The sequence below is a fragment of the Streptomyces sp. NPDC002490 genome (genome assembly GCF_040296045.1).
Classification (GTDB): domain Bacteria; phylum Actinomycetota; class Actinomycetes; order Streptomycetales; family Streptomycetaceae; genus Streptomyces.
The window spans coordinates 17,620-33,124 of sequence record NZ_JBEOWM010000039.1; the positions used below are offsets into that span (position 1 = coordinate 17,620).

The 15,505-nt window shown below is 73.8% G+C and carries 14 protein-coding genes; 2 read left to right on the plus strand and 12 right to left on the minus strand.

Annotated elements, in window-relative coordinates; genetic code table 11:
* Nucleotides 1-91 precede the first annotated feature (91 nt).
* Nucleotides 92-1,009, plus strand: coding sequence for a Gfo/Idh/MocA family protein (locus ABT092_RS22970; RefSeq protein WP_351246776.1), 918 nt, complete (start codon nucleotides 92-94; stop codon nucleotides 1,007-1,009).
* On the opposite strand, the gene lnt is transcribed toward ABT092_RS22970, so the two are convergent.
* The 5 genes from lnt to ABT092_RS22995 form a co-directional block, all read right to left on the minus strand.
* On the minus strand, nucleotides 921-2,519 hold the full coding sequence (gene lnt / locus ABT092_RS22975) for an apolipoprotein N-acyltransferase (RefSeq protein WP_351246778.1): 1,599 nt from the start codon (nucleotides 2,517-2,519) through the stop codon (nucleotides 921-923). The genes ABT092_RS22970 and lnt overlap by 89 nt on opposite strands.
* Before the next feature lie 145 nt (nucleotides 2,520-2,664).
* The gene (locus ABT092_RS22980) at nucleotides 2,665-3,150 is read right to left on the minus strand and encodes a nuclear transport factor 2 family protein (RefSeq protein ID WP_351246780.1); all 486 of its coding nucleotides are present in this window, start codon (nucleotides 3,148-3,150) and stop codon (nucleotides 2,665-2,667) included.
* A gap of 204 nt (nucleotides 3,151-3,354) precedes the next feature.
* The gene (locus ABT092_RS22985) at nucleotides 3,355-3,531 is read right to left on the minus strand and encodes a hypothetical protein (RefSeq protein ID WP_351246782.1); all 177 of its coding nucleotides are present in this window, start codon (nucleotides 3,529-3,531) and stop codon (nucleotides 3,355-3,357) included.
* Between the two features lie 385 nt (nucleotides 3,532-3,916).
* Nucleotides 3,917-4,789 (minus strand): undecaprenyl-diphosphate phosphatase, encoded by an 873-nt coding sequence (locus tag ABT092_RS22990; RefSeq protein WP_351246784.1) that lies wholly within the window; start codon nucleotides 4,787-4,789, stop codon nucleotides 3,917-3,919.
* A gap of 357 nt (nucleotides 4,790-5,146) precedes the next feature.
* Entirely contained in the window at nucleotides 5,147-6,259 is a 1,113-nt protein-coding gene (locus ABT092_RS22995; protein WP_351246853.1) for a glycerate kinase, read from the minus strand.
* 206 nt (nucleotides 6,260-6,465) lie between these two features.
* Here ABT092_RS22995 and ABT092_RS23000 point away from each other — a divergent pair, with 206 nt between their 5' ends.
* On the plus strand, nucleotides 6,466-8,169 hold the full coding sequence (locus ABT092_RS23000) for a BCCT family transporter (protein WP_351246786.1): 1,704 nt from the start codon (nucleotides 6,466-6,468) through the stop codon (nucleotides 8,167-8,169).
* 12 nt (nucleotides 8,170-8,181) lie between these two features.
* Here ABT092_RS23000 and ABT092_RS23005 read toward each other — a convergent pair whose 3' ends face one another.
* From ABT092_RS23005 to ABT092_RS23035, 7 genes are all read right to left on the minus strand, one after another.
* Entirely contained in the window at nucleotides 8,182-8,673 is a 492-nt protein-coding gene (locus ABT092_RS23005; RefSeq protein ID WP_351246788.1) for a methylated-DNA--[protein]-cysteine S-methyltransferase, read from the minus strand.
* Between the two features lie 32 nt (nucleotides 8,674-8,705).
* Nucleotides 8,706-10,190 (minus strand): AlkA N-terminal domain-containing protein, encoded by a 1,485-nt coding sequence (locus ABT092_RS23010; RefSeq protein WP_502968487.1) that lies wholly within the window; start codon nucleotides 10,188-10,190, stop codon nucleotides 8,706-8,708.
* Nucleotides 10,191-10,442: 252 nt separating this feature from the next.
* A complete protein-coding gene (locus tag ABT092_RS23015; protein ID WP_351246792.1) occupies nucleotides 10,443-11,726 on the minus strand; it encodes an MFS transporter in 1,284 nt (427 codons plus the stop codon).
* Between the two features lie 56 nt (nucleotides 11,727-11,782).
* Nucleotides 11,783-12,295 carry a glycine-rich domain-containing protein gene (locus ABT092_RS23020; protein ID WP_351246794.1) on the minus strand — a complete coding sequence of 171 codons (513 nt, stop codon included), beginning with the start codon at nucleotides 12,293-12,295 and terminating at the stop codon, nucleotides 11,783-11,785.
* The gene (locus tag ABT092_RS23025) at nucleotides 12,292-13,551 is read right to left on the minus strand and encodes an acyl-CoA synthetase family protein (RefSeq protein WP_351246796.1); all 1,260 of its coding nucleotides are present in this window, start codon (nucleotides 13,549-13,551) and stop codon (nucleotides 12,292-12,294) included. The genes ABT092_RS23020 and ABT092_RS23025 overlap by 4 nt, the downstream gene beginning before the upstream one ends.
* Before the next feature lie 142 nt (nucleotides 13,552-13,693).
* Nucleotides 13,694-13,849, minus strand: a complete 156-nt coding sequence (locus ABT092_RS23030) for a hypothetical protein (protein WP_351246798.1) — start codon at nucleotides 13,847-13,849, stop codon at nucleotides 13,694-13,696.
* Nucleotides 13,850-14,055: 206 nt separating this feature from the next.
* Nucleotides 14,056-15,477 carry a phytoene desaturase family protein gene (locus tag ABT092_RS23035; protein ID WP_351246800.1) on the minus strand — a complete coding sequence of 474 codons (1,422 nt, stop codon included), beginning with the start codon at nucleotides 15,475-15,477 and terminating at the stop codon, nucleotides 14,056-14,058.
* Nucleotides 15,478-15,505 lie beyond the last annotated feature (28 nt).

The following is a 15,505-nucleotide window of genomic DNA, read 5'->3' on the forward strand; positions in this document are numbered from 1 at the left end:
GGGGGGCTTCGACCGGATCGACCGACCGGTGACCGCCTTGGGCCACGTATGCTGCCGGGCGGTAGCCCGCACCGTTTGGCAGGAGACACGTGTGAAGGTCGGTTGCATCGGACTCGGCGACATCGCGCAGAAGGCGTACCTGCCGGTACTCACCACCCAACCGGACGTGGAACTGCACCTCCAGACCCGCACTCCGGCAACCCTCCGGCGGGTCGCCGCCGCGTACCACCTGCCCGAGGAACGGTGCCACCCGGACCTCGACGGCCTGCTCGCCCGGGGCATCGACGCGGCCTTCGTCCACGCCCCCACCGAGACGCACCCCGAGATCGTGGCCCGGCTCCTCGAAGCCGGTGTGCCGACCTACGTGGACAAGCCGCTCGCCTACGACCTCGCCGCCTGCGAACGGCTGGTGCGGCTCGCGGAGGACCGGGGGGTCTCCCTGAGCGTGGGGTTCAACCGCCGTCACGCGCCGGGGTACGCCCAGTGCCTGGAACACCCGCGCGAGTTGATCGTCATGCAGAAGAACCGCGTCGGGCTCCCCGAGGAGCCGCGGTCCTTCGTCTTCGACGACTTCATCCACGTCGTGGACACCCTGCGCTTCCTCGTACCCGGCACCGTCGACCACTTCGGGGTGCGGGCGAAGACCGAGGACGGGCTCCTGCACCACGTGGTGCTCCAACTCGCGGGCGAGGGCTTCACCGCCCTCGGCGTGATGAACCGGCTGAGCGGTTCGGTCGAGGAAGTGCTGGAAGTGGCCGGCCAGGACAGCAAGCGCCAGGTCCTCAACCTCGCGGAGGTCATCGACCACAAGGGCCAGCCCAGTGTCCGGCGGCGCGGGGACTGGGTACCGGTGGCCCGACAGCGCGGGATCGAGCAGGTCGTGCTGGCCTTCCTGGACGAGGTGCGCGCCGGGCGCACGATCAGCGCGCGGGACGCGTTGGCCACCCATGAGCTCTGCGAGCGGGTGGTGCTGGCGATCCAGGAGCAGGCCGGACTGGGCGCCGTCTGATCCGGCGCACCGCCCCGGTCCCCGCGTACGCCCCCAGGACGAGCAGGGCCGCGCCCACCGGCCAGGCGCCGAACCGGACGTACGCGGTGGTCCCGGTGGCCAGCGGCACCCGGTACACCTGCGCGGCGGCTGGGCGGGTGCCGAGCCGGGGCCCCACCGGTTCGCCCGCGGGCCCGTGCACCGCGGAGATTCCGGTGAGCGTCGCGTGGACCACGGACCGTCCGGTCTCGGCCGCCCGCAGTGCCGCCAGCGAGGCGTGCTGCGCCGGTGCCCAGCCGTCCTGGAAGGTCGAGGTCGCCGACTGGGCGACCAGCACCCCGGCGCCCCGCTCGACCAACCGCCGGCTCAGGTCGGGGAAGGCCGACTCGAAGCACACCAACGGGCCCACCCGCACCCCTCCGGTGTCCATCAGCACCTGTCGGGTCCCGCGCCGCCGGTCCTCGTCCGCGGCCCTGCCCACGGAGGTCGCCCAGCCCAGCAGGGAACGTGCCGGGACGTATTCCCCGAACGGGACCAGCCGCATCTTGGCGTACCGGTCGCCGGTGGGGCCGTGCGGGCCGACCAGCACCGAACTCTTGTAGATGCCGGCCGGGGCGTCGGGCCCGGTGCTGCGGGCGTCGACGTTGACCAGGACGTCGGCGCCGACCTCCCGGGAGAGGGCGGCGAGGCGCTCCGCCAGGTCCGGCCGGTCCGCCAGGTCCCGGCCCACGCTGCTCTCGCCCCACACCACCAGGTCGATCGGCCGGCCGACCAGGGAGCGGGTGAGGAGCTCGCCGCGGGCGAAGCGGGCCTCCGGCCCGTCGACCACCCCGGGTTGGACCACGGCGATCCGTGCGGTACCGGCCGACCGGGGGACCGGCGCCCAGGCCCAGGCCGTCGTGGCGCCCACCGCCACGGTCGTGAGGCCCACCGCCCCCGTCAGTCGGGCCCCGGGCGCCGTGAGCAACAGCACCAGCGCCGTGTTGACGGCGACCACGCACAGGCTCACCAGCCACACCCCGCCCAGCGAGGCCAGCCGCAGCGCGGGGTCCACCTGCCACTGGCTGGCCCCCAGCAGGCCCCAGGGTCCGCCCAAGCCCTGCCACGAGCGGACGACCTCGATCGCCAACCAGGCCGAGGGCAGCACCAGCAGCGCGACGCCCGCCCGCCCGGGGCCCGGTCGGCCGCCGAGCAACCGTCGCACCCACCACCCCCAGGGCGCCCAGAGCAGGCCGAGCAGCCCCGCGAGCACCACCGTGAACACGTGCAGGCTGGGCAGCAGCCAGTGGTGCACCGCGAGCATGAACCCGAGCCCGCCGAGCCACCCGTCCCGCGCGGCCCGCCGCCCCGTGGCGGCTCCGCGGAGCAGCAGCAGCCAGGGCACCAGTGCGACCGGGGCGAGCCACCACAAGGCGGGTGCCGGAAAGGCCAGCGCGGGCAGGGCGCCGGCGGGCAGGGCGAGGGCCGACCGGCGCCACTGCGGGGCGGGAACGGCGCGCCCGGGGTGTCGTCCGTCGACCGCCTCGTCCATGGGCCCGCCTTCCGTCACTGCCCCGGGAGCGCGGGGCCGCCGCCGTTCCGGGGCCGGTGCGCTCCGCACGTCCAGCATGCGCCGGCCGCCCGTGGCGCGCGCGGGCCCACGGCGGCCGGAGGAACCGTGCGACCGTCGCGCCGGATCACGTGGCGGAGTCGCCGGTCGTGCGCGCCCTGCGCCACATCCGCTCCCCGAGCGCCTCCCGCAGTCGCCAGCCCTCGCGGGTGCGGACCGCGAGGAACGCGTACCGGCCGCCGTGCTCGACGTCCGGCGCCGCGTCCACGGAGCCGTCCGCCCGGTAGAGCACGGCGAGGTAGTCGGCGTTCACCCGCGCGGTGTCGCCCTCGTCGTGCTCCAGCAGGTCGAAGGAGAGCAGCCGGTTGACCAGGAAGTGTTGTCGGGTGGGATAGGGGGCCAGTGCGGCGGCCAGACGGTCGACGGCGTCCGTGTCCGTCGCGGGGTGCTCCGCGGGGTCCTCGGCGCAGGGGTGGTCCACGTGCCCACCGGGGACGAAGAGGCGGCGGAACGCGGCCCAGTCGCCCGCGTCGAGTGCGCGGGCGTACTCGGTGAGCAGGGAGTCGACGGCGAGACGGTCCATCACGGTGGCCAGGTCCACGCGCTGGGTCATGCGTCCAGTGTTGACCCCCGGTGCCGCCACGCCAAGGGTCGTGCGCCCTCCCGGTGGCCGCGTCCTCGTGGACCACGGAAGAGGGCCGGCCACGGTGGTGGCCGGCCCGGCCTCGTGGGCCCGGGAGCCCGATGGGGGGTCAGAAGCCGCCCGGGGGGCGGGCGGCGCGCGGACGAGGGGGGTGCGTGGCGCCGGTCGTGCTCGTCACCAGGTCGTGACGTCCGCCCGGACGGCGGCGGCCCACTCGGTCACCAGCGCCTCGTAGGTGCGTCGTTCCTCTGCGGACAGGCGACCGCCCGTCCGCAGCCACAGATCACGGATCTCCTCGTTGAGGGAGTCGGCGGAACGCACGCAACCGGCATGCTCTTGGGTGCGGGACATGACACGAAGCTTAGGCGCTCGATCTGACCATCCGCTACGCCTTGCCTATAGTTCATCACTGTACGCAAGGTGGTGCGGAGGGCTTTGCGGAGAGAACGTGCAGGTCATGTGCGGTTTCCGGTAGTCCGCCGAGCGGTTCGCCGGGAGCGGGCCTGTGAGGCAACTCTCTCGCTCGCGGCTGAATTTCGAGGACCTGGCGGGTTTTGATCGGACTGCGGCGAGGTAGGAGCGATCGCCGTCCCCTGCGGGGCGACCGGACGGTGTCAGTGCCGCGTCCTAGGGTGGAGCCGTCAACAGCCCATGCTGGCTGCGTGAGCTGAGCGCCCGTCCCGGCTGGACAGCGCCTCCGGGGCGGGCCGCTCCGCGCCTTCCCTCCGGCGCCCCGTCAGTGCCCGAACTCGCCGGCGTGGGGGCTGAGTACCCCGGCGCTCACGAGGACGAACAGCAGCACCCCGAGGGCGATCCGGTAGTAGACGAAGGGCATGAAGCTCTTGGTGGTGATGAAACGCATGAACCATGCGATCACGGCATATCCCACGCCGAAGGCCACGAGTGTCGCGAAGACCAACGGCCCCCAGGAGACGTGCCCCTCGCCCGCGTCCCGCAGTTCGTACGCGCCCGAGGCGAGCACCGCGGGGATCGCCAACAAGAAGGAGTACCGGGCCGCCGCCTCGCGGGTGTAGCCCATCAGCAGACCGCCGCTGATGGTCGCCCCGGACCGGGAGACCCCGGGGATCAGGGCCAGGGCCTGGCAGCACCCGTAGACGAGTCCGTCCCGCACCCCGAGGTCCTCCAGGGTCTTGCGGGGGCGTGCGGCCCGGTGCCGGCCGCCCGACTCGTCGCGTGCCGCGAGCCGGTCGGCGACCCCCAGCACCACCCCCATCACGATCAGCGTCGTCGCGATCAGCCGCAGGTCCCGGAAGGGCCCCTCGATCTGGTCCTTGAGTGTCACCCCGAGCACGCCGATGGGGATCGAGCCGATGATGACCAACCAGCCCAACTGGGCGTCGTGGTCCCGCCGCGCGGACCGGTCCGTCAGCGAGCGGAACCAGGCGGAGACGATCCGGGCGATGTCCTTGCGGAAGTAGATCAGGACGGCGGTCTCCGTGCCGATCTGGGTGATCGCGGTGAACGCGGCCCCGGGATCCTGCCAGCCCGCGAAAGCCGCGGTCAGTCTCAGGTGGGCGCTGGAGGAGATGGGGAGGAACTCGGTCAGCCCCTGGACGAGTCCGAGGACGAAGGCTTCGAACCAAGACATGGAAGGGCGGCATCCAGTGCTGAGCGGGGCCGGGCCGCGCGGAGCGGTCCGTTGCCCACGGGACGGCGGGGAAGGACGAGCCTGCGGCCCGCGAGGAGGGCGGCCCGGGCGGTCTCGTGCGCAGCCTAGGGGCCCGGGGTGAACGGGAACCGGCCGCCGGACGGCCGGGGGGCGGGCCGCGGGCGCGCGGGGGGGGGGGCCCCGGCGGGGGGGGGGGTGCGCGCCCCGGGGGGGGCCGCAGGGCGCGCCGGGGGCGGCCCCCCCCCCCCACTCCCGCCCCCCCCGCCCCCCCCCCGGCCCGGGGGGGCCCCCCCCCCCGGGGGGGCCGCCCCCCCCCGGCGTCCGTGGTGCCGGCGGTCAGACCAGACGGTCCTCGGCCAGCCGGGCGGCCAGGCGCTCCAGCAGCGGTCCGGCCTGGGCCATCGAACGGGCCGGGTCGGGTTCCAGCTCCGCCAGGGCGTAGGCGCGGCGGATGCCGGCGCGCTCCAGCTCCCCGGCCGACAGGGCGAGGCGCCCGCACACGGCCACCACCTCCACCCCGGCGGCCCGGGCCGCCGCGGCCACCCCGACCGGTGCCTTGCCGTGCAGGGTCTGCCCGTCCAGGGAGCCCTCCCCCGTCACCACCAGGGTGGCGCCCTCCAACGCCGCGGCGAAGCCGAGGACCTCCAGCATCACCTCGATGCCCGGGCGGAACCGGGCGCCGAGGGCCACCAGCGCCCCGTAGCCCACGCCGCCCGCGGCGCCCGCCCCGGCGCGTTCCGCGGCGCGCACGCCGGTGGCCCGTTCCATGAGCGCGGCAAAGCGGCTCAGCGCCGTGTCCAGGGCGGTGACGTCCGCCGCGTCGGCGCCCTTCTGCGGGCCGTACACCGCAGCCGCTCCCCGGGGGCCGGTGAGGGGGTTGTCGACGTCGCCGGCGAGGATCAGGTCCACCTCGGCGAACCGGGGGTCCAGGCCGGCGAGGTCCACCGCGGCGAGGTCCAGCAGACCTCCACCGCCCGGGCCCACCGGTTCCCCGGCCGCGTCCAGGAACCGGGCGCCCAGGGCGCTGAGCATCCCGGCACCGCCGTCGGTGGTGGCGCTGCCGCCGATGCCGAACACGATGGTGCGGGCGCCCGCGTCCAGCGCGGCGCGCAGCAGTTCGCCGGTGCCGTGGCTGGTGGCGGTGCGGGCGGCGAAGACCCCGGCCGGGAGCCGTTGCAGTCCGGACGCCCCGGCCATCTCCACCACGGCGGTGTCGTCCCGCAGGGCGAACCGCGTCGTCACCGCGTCGCCGAGCGGCCCGCGCACCCGGACGTCGCGGGGCGCGAAGCCCGCGGCGAGGGCGGCGGCGACCGTGCCGTCGCCGCCGTCCGCGACCGGGAGGGCGCGCACCTCCAGGTCGGGCACGGTCCGGCGGAGTCCGGCCGTCACCCGGTCGGCCACCTCGACCGCCGTCAACGAGCCCTTGAACTTGTCCGCGGCCACGAGCACGAGCCGCCGCGGGGCCCCGCCCCCGCCGCGTCCGTCGTCCGCCCCGGTCACCGATGCCTTCGTCACGTGCTGTCCCGTCCCCTTCACTCGTCGGCCCGCGCCGCTGCGACCCTAACCGGCGTCCCCCCGGCCGGCTCGGGCTCCCCGTCACGGACACGGCGCGCCACCACGGCGAAGCTGGATGTTTCCCCCCATAGTGGGGCGCGATGAGCACAGAGACGCTGGAGACGGACCCCGGGGAGAGCGGCGCACCGGACGGGGCGAGCCCACCGCCCGACCTCATCGTGGTCGGCGTCGGGGTCGGGGTGGTCCTCGCCGTGGTCGCCTGGGCGGCGGTCGGCAAGGAGTCCTTCGACTCGGTGTCGGGCACCGCACTGGACTGGGTGCTCGCCAACTTCGCCTGGCTCTTCGTCATCGCCGCGGACGCCTTCCTGGTGCTGTGCCTGGTGCTCGCCCTCTCCCGGTTCGGGCGGGTGAAGTTGGGCACGGACGACAGCGAACCGGAGTTCACCAACCTGGCGTGGATCGCGATGATGTTCAGCGCCGGCATGGGCATCGGGCTGATGTTCTACGGCGTCGGGGAGCCCCTGACCCACTACCTGGAGCCGCCGCCGGCCAGCGGGGTGGAGCCGCGGACGCCCGCCGCGGCCCGGGTGGCCTTGGAGTACTCGTTCTTCCACTGGACGCTGACCCCGTGGGCGATCTACGGGATCGCCGGACTCGCCCTGGCCTACGCCAGCTTCCGCAAGGGCCGGGGCAACCAGCTCAGTTCGGTGTTCGTGCCCCTGCTCGGGGAACGGCGGGCGGCCGGCTGGCCGGGGCGGGTGATCGACCTGCTCGCGGTGTTCGCGACGGTCTTCGGGACGGCGACCAGCCTCGGCGTGGGCACCCTCCAGGTCGCGACCGGCCTCGGGCTGACCGCCGGGGTCGACGACTCGACCGCGCTGCAACTGCTCATCGTGGTGGTGCTGTCGGGGGCGTTCGTGCTCTCCGCGTTCTCCGGGCTCCACAAGGGCGTGAAGTGGCTGAGCACCCTCAACGTGGTGCTCGCCGCCTGCCTGATGGTGTTCGTCTTCGCACTCGGGCCGACGGTGTTCATCCTCGACGCCATTCCGGCGAGCGTCGGCGGCTACCTCAACGACCTGGTGTCCATGGCCACCCGCACCGGTGCCTTCACGGACAGTGCCTGGCTCGGGGCGTGGACCATCTTCTACTGGGCCTGGTGGCTCTCCTGGGCGCCGTTCGTGGGCACCTTCATCGCCCGCATCTCGCACGGCCGGACCATCCGGGAGTTCCTCTTCGGGGTGCTGCTGGTGCCCAGCGGCGCCACCGTCGTCTGGTTCTGCGTGATGGGCGGCACGGGCATCCGGCTGGACCAGACCGGCCGGGTGGACATGGCGGAGAAGGTGGAGCAGGGCGCCGAGGCGTCGTTGTTCGCGATGCTCGACGCGCTGCCGCTCGGCTCGGTCACCTCCTGGGTGGCGATGCTGCTGGTGATGACGTACTTCGTCACCAGTGCGGACTCCGCCTCCCTGGTGATGGGGTCGCTCAGCAGCCGGGGCGCCCTGCACCCGCGGACCTGGCTGGTCGTGACCTGGGGCGTGCTGATGGCGGCGGTGGCCGCGGTGCTGCTGGTGGCCGGGGGGCTGGAGTCGCTCCAGACGGCGACGATCCTGGTGGCCCTGCCGTTCGTGGTGGTGATGCTGGTGCTGTGCTGGGCGCTGTTGGCGGAGCTGCGGGTGGACCCCGGGGCTGGGGCCGCCCGCACGCAGCGGCTGCACGGGCTGCGGGACGCGGTGCGGGCGATGGTCGGCGAGGCCATCTCCGAAGTCGCGCCGGAGCGGCACCGGCGGCTGCGTCGACTCGCCCGCAAGGGCCCCGGGCCGGGCGAGTCGGACCCGCCCGAGTGAGCCCGGAGGGGGTCAGAACAGGGCGGTGCCGCGTTCGAAGTCCAGCAACCGCTGCTTGCGGGCCAGGCCGCCGCCGTAGCCGGTGAGGTCCCCGCCTGCGCCGATCACGCGGTGGCAGGGCACGATCACGCTGATCGGGTTCTTGCCGTTGGCGAGCCCGACCGCCCGGGAGGCCGCCGGATTGCCGAGGACCTCGGCGAGTTCCCCGTAGGTGCGGGTGCGCCCGTAAGGGATGCGCAGCAACTGGTCCCAGACGGAGCGCTGGAACGGGGTGCCGTCGAGGCGCAGCGGAAGGTCGAACGCGGTCAGTTCGCCCGCGAAGTAGGCGTCGAGCTGACGGACGGCCTCGGTGAAGGGCCCGGGGTCGCGGTCGCCGAAGGACTCCTCCGGCGGACGGTGCCGTTGGTTGGTCATGTACACCCCGCTGAGGACGCCTTCGGTGGCGACCAGGGTGAGGGTGCCGTAGGGGCTGTCGTGGTGGAGGTGCTGCCGGACGGGGTTCATGGTGGCTCCTGGTGCGTGCTGCCGACCGGGGGCTAACCCGGAAGGACGTTGATCGGGTGGTCGTCGGTCGCCCAGAGGTGCTGCACCGCGTACGCCCGCCAGGGGCGCCAGGCCGCGGCGCGGGCGGTGAGGGCCGCGGGCGTCGAGGGCAGGCCGAGCCCCTCGGCCGCACGGCGCACGCCGAGGTCGGTGGGGAGGAAGGCGTCCGGGTCGCCGAGGGCGCGCATCGCGATCACCTCGACGGTCCACGGGCCGAAGCCGGGGAGCGCGGCGAGACGGGCGCGCGCCTCGGCCCAGTCGGACTCGGCGCCCAGGCGCAGCGTGCCCGCGGCGAGCCCCTCGACGAGGGTGGTGAGGGTGGTGCGGCGGCTCCGGGGCAGGGCGAGCGCCTCGGGGTCCAGGGCTGCCAGGTCCCGTGCGGTCGGGAAGAGATGGGTGAGTCCGCCCTCGGGGTCGTCGACCGGGGTGCCGTGCGCGGTGACCAGCCGGGCCGCGTGGGTGCGCGCCGCGGCGGTGGACACCTGCTGGCCGAGCACCGCCCGGACGGCGAACTCGTCCTCGTCGACGGTCCGCGGCACCCGGCGGCCGGGGGCCTTGTCGACCAGCGGTGCGAGCAGCGGATCGGCACGGAGTTGGGCGTCCACGGCCACCGGGTCGGCGTCCAGGTCGAGCATCCGGCGGCAGCGGCTGATGGCGACGGGCAGGTCCCGCAGGTCCGTGAGGGTCAGCCGGCAGCCGATGTGCTCCGGTCCTGGGGTGAGGGCGACGATGCCGTGGCCGTAGGGCAGCCGCAGGGTCCGGCGGTACGCCCCGCCGTGCCACTCCTCCACCCCGGGGACGGCCGTGGCCACCAGGTGCCCGAACAGGTTGTCGGGGGTCAGGGGGGCGCGGAACGGCAGCCGCAGGGAGAGCGTCCCGGGGGTGCCGGCCGGTGCCGCCGGGGCGCCCGAGCGGCCGGCGGCCCTGGTCCGCAGTTCGCTGGGGGATAGCGCGAACACCTCGCGGACGGTGTCGTTGAAGGCGCGGATGGAGGCGAATCCCGCGGCGAAGGCGATCTCCGCCATGGGCAGTGCGGTGGTCTCGACCAGCAGTCGGGCGGTCTGCGCCCGTTGGGCCCGGGCGAGGGCGAGCGGGCCCGCGCCCAACTCCGCCAGGAGTTGGCGTTCCACCTGTCGGGTGCTGTAGCCGAGGTGGGCGGCGAGCCCCGGAACGCCCTCCCGGTCCACCAGCCCGTCGGCGATGAGCCGCATGGCCCGGGCGACGAGGTCGGCGCGCTGGTTCCACTCCGGGGAACCGGGGCTGGTGTCGGGCCGGCAGCGCTTGCAGGCCCGGAACCCCGCCTGCTGGCAGGCCGCGGCGCTCGGGTGGAACACCATGTTCTCGGGCTTGGGCGGCACCGCGGGGCAGCTCGGGCGGCAGTAGATTCCGGTGGTGAGCACGGCCGTGAAGAACCAGCCGTCGAACCGGCTGTCCTTGGACTGCACCGCTCTCACGCACCGCTCGGTGTCGGCGTGCATCGCGCTTCGCATGTCTCCAGCATCGGGGACGCGAGACGGTGTCGCTGGCAGGAATCCGACATGAGTGTTCCGCTGACGTGGCCCCGGGTGGTGCCCGGGGCACTTCCGAGCGGGGCCAGTGGGCGGGGCCTCCGTGGAGCGGCCGTGGAGGAAGGTCCCTCGACGATGGTCCGGGTGCCGCCCCTGGGCTCGATCCGGAAGCTCCGGACGACCGACCTCCGGTGCCCTCCGCGGTTGCCGGAGCGCCGGGCGCTATCCCCGTGGGGCCTTCGGCAGGCCGCCCCGGGCGAGCAGCAGCACCGTGGCGGCGAGGGCGAGGACCGCGCCCGTGCCGGTGAGCAGCCCGAAGCCGCCGGAGGCGACCAGCATCCCCGAGGCCAGCCCGCCGGAGGCGCCGGCGACCAGCACGCCCACGTCCATGAGGCCCTGGTAGGCGGCCCTCCGGTCGGCGGGCGCCGCATCGGTGACCATCGTCGTTCCGCTGACGAAACCCAGGTTCCAGCCGATGCCGAGCAGGATCAGCGCCGCGGCGAGGGTGGGTGCCGAACCGGGCGGGGCGACGTACGCGAGCAGTGCGGCGGCGCCCAGCACCACGGCGCCCAGGGCCGCGGTGGGCAGCCGCCCGGTGCGGTCGACCAGGTACCCGGAGAGCGGGGAGGACAGGTACATCGCCCCCATGTGCAGCCCGATGACGAGTCCGGCGACACCGGTGCCGTGACCGTGGTCCGCCATGTGCACGGGGGTCATCGTCATGATCGCGATCATGACGACCTGGCTCAGCACCATCACCGCTCCCCCCGCCGCCATCCGGCGGAGGTCCTCGCGCGGCAGCCGGCCGGCCACCGGGGCCGGCTCGGCCGGCGAAGGGGCCGGTGTTGCGGGGGGCGTCGCCGCCCGGCGGGCCAGCACCAGCGGGTCGGGGCGGAGGAAGGACCAGGTCACCAGCGCTGCGGACACGAAGGCCGCGGTCGCCAGCAGGAACGGGCCCGAGAGGCGGGGCAGGTCCCAGGCTTCGGCGAGGTCGCCGGTGGCGCCCACGAGCCCGGGGCCGGCGATCGCACCGGCGGCGGTGGCGAACAGGACGGTGGACACCGCACGACCGCGGCGCTCGGGCGAGGCGAGGTCGGCGCCCGCGTACCGGGCGATCATGACGGATGCGGTGCCCGCGCCGTACACCAGCAGGCCCAGGAAGAGCAGCGGCACGCTGTCCCAGGCGGTGGCGGCGACCACGAGGAGGCTTCCCACGGCGCCCCCGCCGTAGCCGAGGGTGAGGCCGGGCCGTCTGCCCCAGCGCTGACAGGCCCGGCCGATACCCGCGGCCCCCACTGCCGCGCCTATGGTGAACAGCGCGCTCGGCACACCGGCCAGGCCGGTGGAACCGAGCATCTCCTCGGCGAGCAGTGCGCCGACGGTGATTCCGGCCGCGAGGGCCGCGCCGCTCAGGATCTGGGTGGCCACGAGGACCGTGAGGACCCGCCGCTGGGCCGGGTGCTCCCCGCGGTCCGCCGTGACGGACGGTGCGGTGGGGGACGTCATGCGCTCGCTCCTCGTGGTGCCGGTGAGGGCGGCGGACGCGCCCCGGTCCGGAGAGGCTACGCCGCGCGCGCCGAACGCAGTGCGGCGATGTCGGCCAGGGACAGGTTCATGCGGTCCCGGAGGAACCGGACGATGGTCCAGTGCGGGACGGCCTCCTCCTCGAAGGGGCCGAACTCCTGGCAGTACAACGGGATCCAGCGCAGGGCTTCCTCGATGGTCCGCTCGCGGCCGGGCTCATCGGCGTACTCCTCGTACCCGATGCTGCGGTGGTTGATGAAGAACTTCCCGGGAAGGCGTTCCTCGCAGAGTTCCCGGTATTCCCGGGTCTGGAGGATCAGGTAGTGCCATATCTCGTCGATGTGCTGTTCCACGGGCAGGAAGAGTCCGGCCAGTTCGGAACGGTGCCGGGAAACGAGATAGAGATAGCGCAGGCATTCGGCGACCTGCCGCTCGACTTCGTGTCGATCGGCGCCGGTTTCCTTCAGGAAGTGGGTGACGACTTCTTCGTGCAGCGGCTCACCGAGCAGGCCAATGAGGTCCGCTTCCGTCATGCGCTCCTGCGTCTTCATCGTTCTCCAGACCGGGTGGGGTTCTCCGTCACGAGCCAGGCGTGCTTCCCGGAAGGGCCCACCGGTATGTGCGTACGGTGCCGGGCCGTGCACGGCATTCCGGTGAGGTCCGCCACGAGCTTCTCCAGCGCCGAGGATTCGGACGGTTCGAGGGGTTCGTCATCGAAAGTGGTGAAGTGGAGACGTGCTTCCGCCCGGTCCGACAGGCACAGCTGGTAGAGGAAGACGCGCGGCGAGGCGGCGGCCACGCACTCGTCCAGGTCGCCCTGGGAGACGGGGCCCCCGGGAGCGTCCAGGAGTTCCTTCTCCCGACCGCAGAAGCGCATGGCCTTCGCCGGGTCGGGGCTGCCGTCGAGGGTGCGGACGCAGTCGCCGGAGCGGTAGCGGACCAGCGGCATGTACGGATTGCGCACGCTCGTCACGATGAGGCTGTAGAGCGTGCTGCCCGGGGCGACGGGCAGCAGTTCCAGACTCATCCGGTCGAGGTGGGGGTGGTACCGCCCGGAGCGGTCGCTGTAGTAGAGGTAGCCCAGCTCGGTGCTGCCGAAGAGGTCGATCACCGGGCGGCCCAGCCGGCGTTCCAGGAAGCGGCGGACGTTGAGCGGGGTGTACTCGTACGCGGTGATCACGGTCTCGGGCAGCGGGAACCCGTCCCACAGGTCCCAGCGGAGCGCCTTGCGCACCAGATGGGCGAGGTGGTAGCCGGAGCAGTCCAGGTGGTACCAGCCCTCGGGGTGGGCGGCGCGCTCGGCCCGGATCTCCGCCAGCATGCGCTGCACGTCGGCCCGTTCCCACAGGTCCGGGTCGAGCCGGAGGTTGAGGTAGACGGTGCGCTCGTCGAGCCGGCGCTCGTCGAGGGCGGGCTCGGGGTCCGGGGCGGCGCCACGTTTGCGGGCGTTGACCCGGGCCACGTGTTCGGTGGCGAGGACCGTGGTCAGGGACACCCGCCGGCAGCCCGCCTGCCAGGTACGGGCGATGTCGGGGTGCTCGCTCCACAGCTGGTAGTAGCTCTTGAGCAGGAAGTACGGCGGGCGGATGAGCTGCATCCGGGCGTGGTTGGTGCCCGTGGAGAGCACGAACTCCGCTTCGCCGCGGTCCAGTGCGGCGGCCAGTCGGGGCGTCATCCAGTTCTCCGGGAACCCGCGGGCTATCTCCGGCTTCTCCAGGATCGGGAAGTGACCGCGCTCGATGTGTTCCCGGTAGATCGGGATGTCCCTGATCTGGTCGATGACGTCGGGGCCCGGCTGGCTGTCCATGCTCGCCTTCGTGGGGTGTGGAACAGGGAGGGAGAACAGAAGGGGAATCGAAATCGGAATTCCGGAAAGCACCTGGGGGGCGACTGGCTGCCGCCACCCGGGCGCACGATCCACCGGGTGGATGTCCGAACGGGACGAGCGCCTAGGAAATACAACCCGTCTTGGGGGCGGCGCTGATGCAGCCGCTCTTCGGGGCGGCACTGATGCAGCCGCTCTTGTCGCCGGCGGTCGCGGAGTTGAGCGCGTTCCACGCCTGCCAGTTGTCGTCCTGGGCCATCTTCTTGATGAGCTGTTCCATTTCGACCTCCCGTTGGGGGCAGCGCGGCCCATTGACCGCGCTTTCGATGAAAGGAAGCTAGGAGTCCGCAGCTATGCGTGTCAATGGAAGCAAGAATGAGAAAACGCTCATGGTCATCGAGCCGGAAGGCGGGTAGGAAAACGGGGGCGTCCGGGCGCGCTGGACCCCGCGCGGGACGGGTGGGCACCGACCGGGCCGCCCGGTGGTCAGGCCGTGGTGCGCAGCCAGCGCCAGACGGCCTTGGCCGCGTTGTGCCCGGACATCCCGTGCACCCCCGGGCCCGGGGGCGTGGCGGAGGAGCAGAGGAAGACGGCGGGATGCGCGGTGCGGTACGGCCGCAGGCTCGGCCGGGGCCGCAGCAGGAGTTGCAGTCCGTCGGCGGCACCGCAGGCGATGTCCCCGCCGACGTAGTTGGCGTTGCGCGCGGCCAGTTGCGGGGGCCCGGCGGTGGCCCGGGCGAGCACCAGGTCCCGGAAGCCCGGGGCGAACCGCTCCAGTTGGCGTTCCACGGCATCGGTGAGGTCGCCGTCCCACCCGTTGGGCACGTGGCCGTAGGCCCAGAACACGTGCTTGCCCTCGGGGGCCCGGCCGGGGTCGACCAGGGAGGGCTGGACGGTGATCAGGAACGGCTTGTCGGGGGCCCGACCCTCCCGGGAGGCGGCGCGCAGGGCGGTGGCGATGTCCTTGCTGCCGGGTCCGACCTGCACGGTGCCGGCGCGGCGGGCGGCCTCGGCGGTCCACGGCACCGGGCCGTCCAGGGCGTAGTCGATCTTGAACACGGAGGCGCCGTACCGGTACCCCTCGTAGGCGCGGCCGAGGCCGGCGATCCGGGCGAGGGCACGCGGCGAGGTGTCGAAGACGTAGGCGCGGGCGGGCGGGAGGTCGTCCAGCCGCTTCACCTCGAAGTCGGTGTGCACCCGGCCGCCGAGGTCGCGCAGATGGCCGGCGAGGGCATCGGCGATGGCCTGGGAGCCGCCCCGGGCCACCGGCCAGCCGCCGGTGTGCGCGGCGAGCGCGAAGACGAGGCCGACGGCACCGGTGGCGATGCCGCCGAGCGGGGCGATGACATGGGCGACCAGTCCGGCGAAGAGGGCCTTGGCCCGGTCGTCCCGGAAGCGGCGCATCAGCCAGGTGGAGGGCGGCAACCCGACCAGGCCGAACCGGGCGAGGGTCACCGGGTCCCGCGGCAGCGCGGTCAGCGGCAACGCCATGAAGTCCCGAACCAACCGGTCCCAGCGGGGGACGAACGGGGCCACCAGCCTGCGGTAGGCGCCCGCGTCCCGGGGACCGAAGGAGGCGGCGGTCTCGGCGACCGACCGCGACAGCACGGCGGCCGTGCCGTCCGGGAAGGGGTGGGCCATGGGCAGCGGGGCGTGCAGCCACTCCAGTCCGTACCGGGCCAGGGGCAGCGCGGAGAAGGCGGGGGAGGCGATTCCCAGCGGGTGGGCGGCCGAGCACGGGTCGTGGCGGAAGCCGGGGAGGGTCAGCTCCTCGGTGCGGGCGCCCCCGCCCACCGTGTCGCGGGCTTCGAACACCGCGACGGACCGGCCGCGCCGGGCCAGTTCCACGGCGGCGGTCAGCCCGTTCGGCCCCGCGCCCACGACGACCACGTCGAGCATCGACGACACTGTCGGACTCCTCACGTCATGGTGGCCG

What these genes read in the sequence shown, in the direction of transcription:
- lnt (WP_351246778.1), bottom strand. Translation starts at nt 2,519, where the DNA reads ATGGACGAGGCGGTCGACGGACGACACCCCGGGCGCGCCGTTCCCGCC.
- ABT092_RS22980 (WP_351246780.1), bottom strand. Translation starts at nt 3,150, where the DNA reads ATGACCCAGCGCGTGGACCTGGCCACCGTGATGGACCGTCTCGCCGTC.
- ABT092_RS22985 (WP_351246782.1), bottom strand. Translation starts at nt 3,531, where the DNA reads ATGTCCCGCACCCAAGAGCATGCCGGTTGCGTGCGTTCCGCCGACTCC.
- ABT092_RS22990 (WP_351246784.1), bottom strand. Translation starts at nt 4,789, where the DNA reads ATGTCTTGGTTCGAAGCCTTCGTCCTCGGACTCGTCCAGGGGCTGACC.
- ABT092_RS23000 (WP_351246786.1), top strand. Translation starts at nt 6,466, where the DNA reads ATGAGCACAGAGACGCTGGAGACGGACCCCGGGGAGAGCGGCGCACCG.
- ABT092_RS23005 (WP_351246788.1), bottom strand. Translation starts at nt 8,673, where the DNA reads ATGAACCCCGTCCGGCAGCACCTCCACCACGACAGCCCCTACGGCACC.
- ABT092_RS23010 (WP_502968487.1), bottom strand. Translation starts at nt 10,190, where the DNA reads ATGCACGCCGACACCGAGCGGTGCGTGAGAGCGGTGCAGTCCAAGGAC.
- ABT092_RS23015 (WP_351246792.1), bottom strand. Translation starts at nt 11,726, where the DNA reads ATGACGTCCCCCACCGCACCGTCCGTCACGGCGGACCGCGGGGAGCAC.
- ABT092_RS23020 (WP_351246794.1), bottom strand. Translation starts at nt 12,295, where the DNA reads ATGAAGACGCAGGAGCGCATGACGGAAGCGGACCTCATTGGCCTGCTC.
- ABT092_RS23025 (WP_351246796.1), bottom strand. Translation starts at nt 13,551, where the DNA reads ATGGACAGCCAGCCGGGCCCCGACGTCATCGACCAGATCAGGGACATC.
- ABT092_RS23030 (WP_351246798.1), bottom strand. Translation starts at nt 13,849, where the DNA reads ATGGAACAGCTCATCAAGAAGATGGCCCAGGACGACAACTGGCAGGCG.